This window comes from Microcoleus sp. PH2017_09_SFU_O_A (genome assembly GCF_020738625.1).
Classification (GTDB): domain Bacteria; phylum Cyanobacteriota; class Cyanobacteriia; order Cyanobacteriales; family Microcoleaceae; genus Microcoleus.
The window spans coordinates 1-8,917 of sequence record NZ_JAEQCF010000139.1 but is presented as its reverse complement, the minus strand read 5'-3'; the positions used below and the strand labels follow the sequence as shown (position 1 = coordinate 8,917).

General features: G+C 45.7%; 6 protein-coding genes and 1 pseudogene. 5 read left to right on the top strand and 2 right to left on the bottom strand.

Features of this window, described 5'->3' with window-relative positions; translation table 11 throughout:
* Positions 1 to 369 (bottom strand): annotated as a pseudogene (locus tag JGK16_RS31315) (RNA-guided endonuclease TnpB family protein); the annotation flags it as partial.
* 83 nt (positions 370 to 452) lie between these two features.
* Here JGK16_RS31315 and JGK16_RS31310 point away from each other — a divergent pair.
* Positions 453 to 659, top strand: coding sequence for a DNA-3-methyladenine glycosylase (locus tag JGK16_RS31310; protein ID WP_293193780.1), 207 nt, complete (start codon positions 453 to 455; stop codon positions 657 to 659).
* Between the two features lie 50 nt (positions 660 to 709).
* Entirely contained in the window at positions 710 to 1,009 is a 300-nt protein-coding gene (locus JGK16_RS31305) for a hypothetical protein (protein WP_293148499.1), read from the top strand.
* A 219-nt stretch (positions 1,010 to 1,228) separates the two neighbouring features.
* Here JGK16_RS31305 and JGK16_RS31300 read toward each other — a convergent pair whose 3' ends face one another.
* Positions 1,229 to 2,725, bottom strand: a complete 1,497-nt coding sequence (locus JGK16_RS31300) for a glycosyl hydrolase family 57 (RefSeq protein WP_293193782.1) — start codon at positions 2,723 to 2,725, stop codon at positions 1,229 to 1,231.
* 395 nt (positions 2,726 to 3,120) lie between these two features.
* Between JGK16_RS31300 and JGK16_RS31295 the strand changes: the two genes are divergently transcribed.
* From JGK16_RS31295 to JGK16_RS31285, 3 genes are all read left to right on the top strand, one after another.
* Positions 3,121 to 3,936: a DUF928 domain-containing protein gene (locus JGK16_RS31295; protein ID WP_293186938.1), complete on the top strand. Its 816-nt coding sequence runs from the start codon at positions 3,121 to 3,123 to the stop codon at positions 3,934 to 3,936.
* 301 nt (positions 3,937 to 4,237) lie between these two features.
* Positions 4,238 to 7,432, top strand: coding sequence for a CHAT domain-containing protein (locus JGK16_RS31290; protein WP_293193784.1), 3,195 nt, complete (start codon positions 4,238 to 4,240; stop codon positions 7,430 to 7,432).
* Positions 7,433 to 8,006: 574 nt separating this feature from the next.
* Positions 8,007 to 8,735, top strand: a complete 729-nt coding sequence (locus JGK16_RS31285) for a response regulator transcription factor (RefSeq protein ID WP_293193786.1) — start codon at positions 8,007 to 8,009, stop codon at positions 8,733 to 8,735.
* The last annotated feature ends 182 nt before the right edge of the window (positions 8,736 to 8,917 follow it).

The following is an 8,917-nucleotide window of genomic DNA, read 5'->3' as shown; positions in this document are numbered from 1 at the left end:
GATTTGCTTCCGAGTTTCTGAGAGTTTCCAGCCGCTGACTTTATACTCAACTGAGCGACTGTTTTTCTTGAAAGTCGGATAACCTTTCTTTCCGGGAACGGCTTTCTTGCAGTTGTCGTAGAACCGAGCAATGGCAGAATAAGCCCTTTCCACAGAGGCTTGGCAGGCACTAGAGTTCAATTCTTTAACAAAGGCAAACTCTTCTCTGAGCGCAGTGCTGTGACGGTACAAGTCTTTTTGCCCTACTCCTCGGTTGTCGATCCAGAAACGGACGCACTTATTCCGAACGAATTGAGCAGTTCTGATTGCTTCGTCTATAGCGGAGGACTGATTTGGTTTGCCGATCGCCTTGAATTCTAGAACGAACATCTTACGTGGGAACTCCCTACGCTAAAATTCTAACACAAAGCCGTCCTAGAAGGACGGGGCTTTAAACCCAAGTTTTTGGTAAGGTGCTGGAGATCGATCGAACTTTTAGCGGTTTACCCTTGGATGCAGGCCAAGCGCTGCGGTTGGAACACCGGAGCGAAGACTTTCAGCAAGCCGTGGAGGAGGGTACAATAAATTTTGTGCAAACTACGCGGATCGGGATTACTAAAGGGATTGATTTGCCTTGGCGGTGGTATTTGGGGAACTGTGCGGCCGTGTCGCAACTCTAGTAATCTCAAAGGTGTCAGTGTAAATTTGGTAGCTTAAACTTAGTGAAATTATGGCTTACTCTTCTGAAAACCCGATCGTACAACTCAAAAAATGCCTGACTCTCGCTCAGGATGTTGGGAGTCACGCCGAAGCTAACCGAGCTTTCGAGCAATTGTGCGGGATTATAGATGCTGAAAATCCGATGGCCGCGCAACTTTTGGAGATGTTGTGGGAAGACGCAATTCTGGCCAGACGTTCTGCTGTATTTTGGCAGCAAATGAGCGAAGTTGAGAAAGATATGGCGAATAGAATGATGGAAAATATGACGCAGATGAGACAAAATTATTTGCGTTTGATGCAGGAAATGTAGGATTTGGTAATGGGGAATGGGGAATGGGGCATTGGTAATTGGTAATTGGCAATTGGTAATTGACCCGAATTTGCCAACAAGTATAAGGTGCGTCAGCCGAGATATTTGACACTGGTCAAATAGTTGGTTTCCGGGGCACTCTACCATAAATTTTGTTACTTCAACCCGCGGAGGCGGGTTTTGTCTGTGTAGACGCGGTTTCAACCGCCGTCTCATCTTCTATTTCATCAAAGCAGCGCCGCGGTTGTAAAGTTCGCGCGCGTAATCAGTCCAAGTTCCCTGTCCCCAATAGCGGAAACAGCTTGTTTGTACCAACAAGTTGTAAAGCAAAGCCTGCTGATATTCAAACTGCTTGGTAACAGCAGCATCTTTCTGTACCAGCGTGTCGTATTTTTTGTGAAAGGCTGCACTGAGTTGATTCATTGGTTCCAGGACATTTTCGTAGCCCTTCACCCAACTTAAATCGTTAGTCCAAGATGCACCATCCATGTGAAAATTGTGATCGGTTTGCTTGAGTTGCGCGATCGCACTTTCCACCTTTTCCGGCGTTGCACTATCAGGATTCACTTGCAGCCAAATCTTGTGCTGATTAATCCCCTGACAAACAGGATAATCATCAGGATTAACACCCGCCGCCTCAATCATCTCCAAATATTCAGTCCCATTTAAACCGACAACACCGGATTTTCCGCCACCTTGTTCGCGGTTTTCGTGCCAAGCTTTGACAAAGGCGCTGGGGAATTCATTCATCATCACGCCACCATTTTCGCCGTCGGCAATTTGAGTAACTAAAGAAGGAATTGTGACATTGCTAATTTGCTGTTTGTTGCGTCCTTTTGCTTCGTAATAAGGCTGCATTTGACCTACCAATTTTGTATCGGAACCTTGGGTTTTAATCAAAGCCGTGATGCTGATGGTTTCGCCGCGAGAATTGCGGGATTGCAAACGATTGGGAATGTATTTTTGGTCTTGCGACAATCCCGAACCGTCGATATTTTCCACAGAATGTTCCTGCACCATTAGCCAGCGGTAGCCGCATTCTTTCAAAGCTTTGATGTATTCGTAAAGAGTATCGGGGTGATTGGGAAAGTGCATTTCTGGAGGCGAAAAACCTTTAACGCGCTTCAGGGCATCTATGCCAAAAATGGATGCAAAATGATGTTGCCATGCTTGAATTTGGAGTTTGATATCGGGAATTGGAGTTGAGGGAATAACGGCGTGACTCCACATTGTCCCCAGCCATTCTACGTGGGGTTGGTATTCAGGTTCGCAGGTAATTCGCTTGAGGTTGTTGAAGATATCGTCGCGTCCCATTTGGCGCAATCCCCACAATAAATTGCCCGAATAGTCGAGCATAATTCGCGGGTTGCAACCTTCAGCAATCAGTTGGGGAATAAATTCTCCCATGCGTGAATAGCACCAAGCAAAGACTCCGGCATTGTGGTTGTCTCCTTGGTTGGGATTTTCAAACATATTCTGGAGATTGCAGATTAGTTCGCCCTTTGCACCTGCTGGAATTGTAGGTTGGTGCATATGCAGGGCGCAAGCAAATCCGGCTTGAATGTTTTCGAGGCGCAGATTTGTCTTAGGTAAAAAGACTGGTTCGTTGCTGTTGGTGGCGGCAGTGATTTCTGCTTCGGAACCGCAAATGTTGGGCAATCCGGAGCGAAGTTCTTCTAAAACGGGTGGGTTGGGGGATGGTGCGATCGCAGACATAAGTTTTTCTCAAGAATTGTGGAGGAACGCGGTCTGCTATTTGGTAAGATAGCTATATGCTTTTAGGGTAGCAGAAAAGGTAGCAGATTTAAGTAAGTATCGAAAAGTTAGGAATAATCTTTGAGTTAGTTATGCGATCCATATTCGGAAAAAGACGAGACAACTGGCGATTTGCCTCAAGAAATTGAGTTGACAAAAGCGATCGCATGAGTTAGGTTTTTCGGAATTTGTCATTTAGTTGCAGATATTTAGACTTTGGCTCACAACGATTGATTAGAAAAACCGCAGATTAAGGCAGATAAACACAGATAAACGCAGATAAAAGTCTGCCAAGATTATTTTCAGGTGCCGTGCGATCGCGCTGAGACTTTGTACCTCTACCTCGCAGATATTTTATGAATGACAAAAAACTGCTCCTACAGCAGGCGGCGATTAATTTGCTGGTGGCTGTAACCATTGTTCAACCTGGATTGGCTGCTACGATCGCCGATTCATCGGGGGAACCGCATTTGCAGCCGCAGATACTCGCATACGAGCCGCCTGCGCGGGGTGCACCGGGCGATCGCGGAGATGCAGGCAGCCGCGACGATCTTCACCACTTTTTAGCTTTAATTCCGGCTCTAAATTTAGGATTGACTGCGATCGCACATCCGACTTTTTGGCTGTACTTGCCGGCTCCATTTCCCGATGACATTTCCTTTGAGTTTGTGCTGCGGGACGAAGAAAATCAAGAAGTAGTTTTCCGAACATTTTTTCAGCTTGCAAAAACAGCGGGACTTGTGAGTTTTTGCTTGCCACCAAATGCACCTCCTCTGGAAATTGGCAAAAAATATCGCTGGGATTTTTTCTGCGGGAATATCTCCCGCTACGGGTGTGTTGAGCGAGTGAAATTGGCACCAGAAATCTTAGTTAAGCTAGAAACTGCATCGCTGAGGCATCGCGTTTTACTGTTGGCTAAATACGGTTTGTGGTACGAAACTATTACTGAATTAGTTGCGCTGCGGGACAAACTTTTGAGTCAATTACAGGTAGCTACTTTAGAGGAAAGGCTGCTGATTTATGCTGAAAATGATTTGCGGTATGAAGCGCTAGCCGAGCTGACTGGATTTGAAAAAATATCTTCTCTGGTAACTTTGGAGGCGGATTGGAATGCTTTATTGCAGCATCCGTTTGTGCGCTTGCACGAGATTGTTTTAGAACCGTTTGTTTGAGTCCGATCGTGCATAATATATGGGCCGGGGCGGGTTTTTGAGATTGTGGGTTTTTGGCTCAGATTGTTGGTGAACCCGCCCCTACAGGAATCAATGTCAATGGATCGAACACGAACGAGACAAATTGTAGGGATCGTACATTTTTATTTATGGTGAGCTTGCTGCAAAAAAACATCCCAAAATCCTGTAGGGGCGGGTTCGCCAACCATCTACAAAATCCACAAAAAATCTCAAAAACCCGCCCCATCCCCGCCATTATTTACATTGACAATTCCCTAAAAAATAAGACATCAACCTATAGATGAAATATCCAATATTAAGCGCCTACAATACTTTCAATACAGCACCGATCGCCCTTTGGTCATTTGATGCAGCAGGAAACTTGGCGAGCGATCGCCCGGATCTCCCTCCAGCAGTGCTAATTGACAGCGTTTGCCGTGCTGTTGAGCGATCGCAAAACGGGCCGCAAGAAAGCCTGCTGCTGACAGGAGGTTACGTTACTTTCCCAGTCACTCCTTTGCTGGATGTCGGCACGGAAGACTTTTCTGTGTGTGCGTGGATTCGCACGGGTGATTTGGGTATTGTCAAGATTATCGATAAACGGATTCAAAATTCTGGCCCTTTACGGGGTTGGGCTTTATTTCTTTATCACGGTCAAATTAACCTGCAAATAGCCGATGGAAAAAGTTGGGTAAACTCTGGTAGCGAATATTATTATACAAAAATTGATACTTTCCCTGTTATTAGCGACAACCAATGGCATCACGTTGGGGTTGCTGTCGATCGCGATCGATTGGATGGAGGGCGCTGGTATGTCGATGGCAAGGAAGTAGATTGGCGGTTCAACCCAACAGGGCAACAGAGTTCACTTATCAATAGTATACCCCTGACTGTTGGCAGGCGATCGGACGATTTTGGTGGCATTTATCGAGGCAATATTGGAGATATTCGGCTCTACAAACAGGCGCTGTCGGCGGCAGATGTGTTGTCGATTTACCGCTCGATTCAGTCTCCTATTAATAATAAATTTTTTGTTAACATTCTGAAGAGACCAGAAATACCGCGCCCCGAGCAAGATTCGTTCTCGGAAAGTGATAGTATTTCCGTGGAAAGATACTCGCAGGCGATGGAATACTATCAGGAGTCGCTCAATATTCATAGAAACAATGGCAACGGCTACGGAGAAGCGAATTCTTTGAACAATCTAGGCAATATTTACAGCGCGCGGGGTGAATACTCCCAAGCAATTGACTATCACCAGCAAGCGCTAAATATTCAGCAAGATATTGGTAACAGCAGTGGAGAAGCTGAGTCTCTAAATGCTTTGGGCAGTATTTACGATGCCCTAGGGGAATACTTGCAAGCAATTGAGTGCCACCAGCAGTGCCTAAATATTTACCGAGAAATCGGTCACTTTGGGGGAATAGCTACTTCCTGGCGCGATTTGGGGAGTGCATATCATTCTCTCGGCGAATACCAGCAGGCGATCGAGTGCCAACTTCAGTCTTTAGATATGGCGCGAAAAATCAACTCTAAGCATAGAGAATTGAACTGCTTAAACGCTTTGGGCCGTACCTACGTTTCCCTGGGGGAAAATCAATTGGCGATCGAATACTGTGAGAAGTCGTTGAATCTTGCACCGAAAATTGACAACCGTTATGGGGAAGCTAATTCTTTGGTGATTCTGGGTAATGCTTACAGTAATTTGGGGCATTACTTGCGGGCGATCGCATTTTACAAACAATCCTTAGATATTCAGCAGGAAATTGGCGATCGCTCTGGGGAAGCAACTTCCTGCCGAAATTTGGGCAATGCTTACCGCTGTTTGGGGCAGTACCAGCGGGCGATCGAATACAGCCGCAAGAGTTTGGAGATCGCGCGGGCGATCGGCGAAACCGCATCAGAAGGGGCAACTCTCAACAATTTAGGACTTGCTTTATTTGACTTTGGCAAGTTTGCAGAAGCTGAAACAGTCCTGGGCGATGCAATTCAAACTTGGGAATCGCTGCGGGGAAAATTGAGCGATCGCGATAACTTTAAAGTATCTATTTTTGAAACCCAAGCCGCAACTTACCGCCACTTGGAAAAAACCCTGATCGTCCAGAAAAAAACCAAACAGGCGCTGGAAATTGCGGAGCGCGGTAGGGCGCGGGCGTTTGTAGAATTACTGGGTGCTCGGTTATCTGCCAATTCAGATGCGATACCCGATATTAAGCCGCCTAACATCAATCGCATTCAAGAAATTGCCCAAGCCCAAAATGCAACTTTTGTCGAATATTCGATTTCTTTTTTAGAAGAACTCTTTATTTGGGTAATTCAGCCCACGGGTGAAATAGCCTTCCGCCAAGTTGACATCAACTACGAACATACTTCGCTCAAAGAGCTGGTTGCCGATTCTCGCGAGGCGATCGGCATCAGGAATCGCGATTTCAATCCCACTCTAAAAATGTACCCAGGTGATTTAGTCAAACTCCACGATGATGCGCCGAATTGGGAACCTTGGCAAGTAATATCTGTTGATAAAACTCACAACATTCTCTCGCTCTGCCAATCCTCTTGGCCCGCAGGGTTGACTATTAAGAGGCCTGCAATTGATGTAGCAGCAAAAGTGGAATCGAGCCTCACCAATCACCCTCGCTTGCAAAAACTCCATCAACTGCTAATCGAACCGATTGCTGACTTGTTGCCGACAGATCCAGCAGCTAAAATTATCTTTATTCCTCAAGGCGAACTGTTTTTTGTGCCGTTTCCGGCGCTGCAAGATGCTGCTGGAAAATACTTGATTGAAAAACATACTATTTTGACTGCTCCTGCAATTCAAATTCTGGAATTAACGAGTCAAAAACGACAAGAAATTTCTAATTTAGCTGGGGATATTTTAGTAGTAGGAAATCCGACAATGCCTGAAGTTGCTCTGGTACCGGGCCAACCTCCGCAGCAGTTATCTGCTTTGCCGCATTCAGAAACCGAAGCTAAGGCGATCGCCCAATTGTTCCAAACCCAAGCCCTCACGGGAAATTCGGCTACCAAATCTGCCGTGCTTCAGCGGTTGTCAGACGCCCGCATTGTCCATTTTGCCACCCACGGATTGCTCGATCGCACTCGCGGACTCGGCAGTGCGATCGCCTTTGCACCCGATCGCACCGATAGCGGTTTGCTGACGGCTGAGGAAATTTTGCACCTGCACCTCCAGGCGGATTTGGTGGTTTTGAGTGCTTGCAATACCGGCATGGGGCGGATTACCGGTGACGGGGTTATCGGCTTGTCTCGCGCTTTAATTTCGGCTGGTACATCCAGTGCGATCGTCTCTTTGTGGGCGGTGCCAGATGCTCCTACAGCCGATTTGATGGTGAAATTTTATCAAAATCTCGATCGAACGGGCAACAAAGCTCAAGCCCTGTGCAGCGCCATGCTGGAGACAATGCAGCAGCACCCAAACCCCAGAGATTGGGCAGCTTTCACCCTGATCGGCGAAGCTTCAACAGTTGACAGTTGACAGTTGACAGTTGACAGTTTGAGAGCGACCTCTACTTATAAGTCCGAGGATTGGAGTAATGAATAGTCTGATTTCAACCAATTCTTTCTGGTAATGGGGAGTTTCGGTTAAATTTTGTAAAGAATTGCCAAATCCCGCGAAAAAATTAGTTTTTTGGCTGAAATCTCCACAGAAAGGCGATCGGGCCTGGATAAGTCATGTGTCGATTTAATTTATTGACAAAAATACCTCGGCGATCGAAATCGGGGCCACCACAGGGGGATTGGTCTCAACTTAATCCTGGAACTGTTGATAAATCTTGCTTTCAGCCGAGGCCAGATCCCCCTAAATCCCCCTTAAGAAGGGGGACTTTGATCGGATTCTTGTCCCCCCCTTGTTAAGGGGGGCTAGGGGGGATCTGGCCTCAGAGAAAAACGAGATTTTTCAATGCTTCCAGGTTTAAGTTGGCACCAATGCCACAGGGGGATTGCCTACAAAAACTTTAGCCCGCCGGAGGCTGACTAAAGAATAAAGACTGTTTTTTAGACAGCTTCGCTTTCTTAACTTTGCACCATTAACAATTGAGTTAAAAATTATGAAAATCTCTACCGCTCAAAATACCAAAATTCTAGTTGTAGAAGACGACGCCCCCGTCCGCAATTTAGTCTACCGCTTTCTGAAGCAGAGATATGAAGTACAATTTGCAGTTGACGGCAAAACAGCCTTAGAAATATTTGATGAATTCAACCCAGTTCTCGTGATTTTAGATTGGAATTTGCCCGATACTACAGGCTATAAACTTTGTCAAGAAATGCAAAAGCGGACGAATGTTTTAGTCACAATTCTGAGCAGCCGCACCGCCGAAGAAGATCGAATTAAAATCCTAAAAGCAGGTGCTGACGATTTTATGTGCAAACCGTTCAGTATTGAAGAATTAGCAGTTAGAGTAGAAGTCTTGTTGCGGCGAGGGAGAAGCGTCAACCCGCGCAGCCTTGTCTGCGGTCAACTAGAAATCGATTTAATGAGTAGGGAAGTAAGATTGCAGGATAAAACTTTGACTCTAACCAAATTAGAATATGAGATTTTGTGTTTTTTGGCAACTCATTCAGATGAAGCTTGGACTCGCCAACAGCTAATCGAAAAAATTTGGGGCTGGAAATGCAATTATGGATCAGAAGAGCGAGTGGTGGACGTACATATCGGCCAAATTCGCAAGAAAATGGCTAAAGTCGATCGGGCTGTGCCAAATTTTATTCAAACAATTCGCGGATACGGTTACACATTTGCTCCGAATGCTCGCAATCACAGGATATTTTCCAATTAGGATGGAATAGGAAAAGTCTTTGCAATCAAATAATTTGGACGCTGCTCAGAGGAACATCCAAATTATTTTGGCCATTCAAGTTTAAGGTATGTAGTTGCGCTTCAGCGCTCCGATCTTATATATATTAAAAGCGCTATTATTGTGGCAATACAAGTCTATTGAATAAATAATGTCACCTTCTA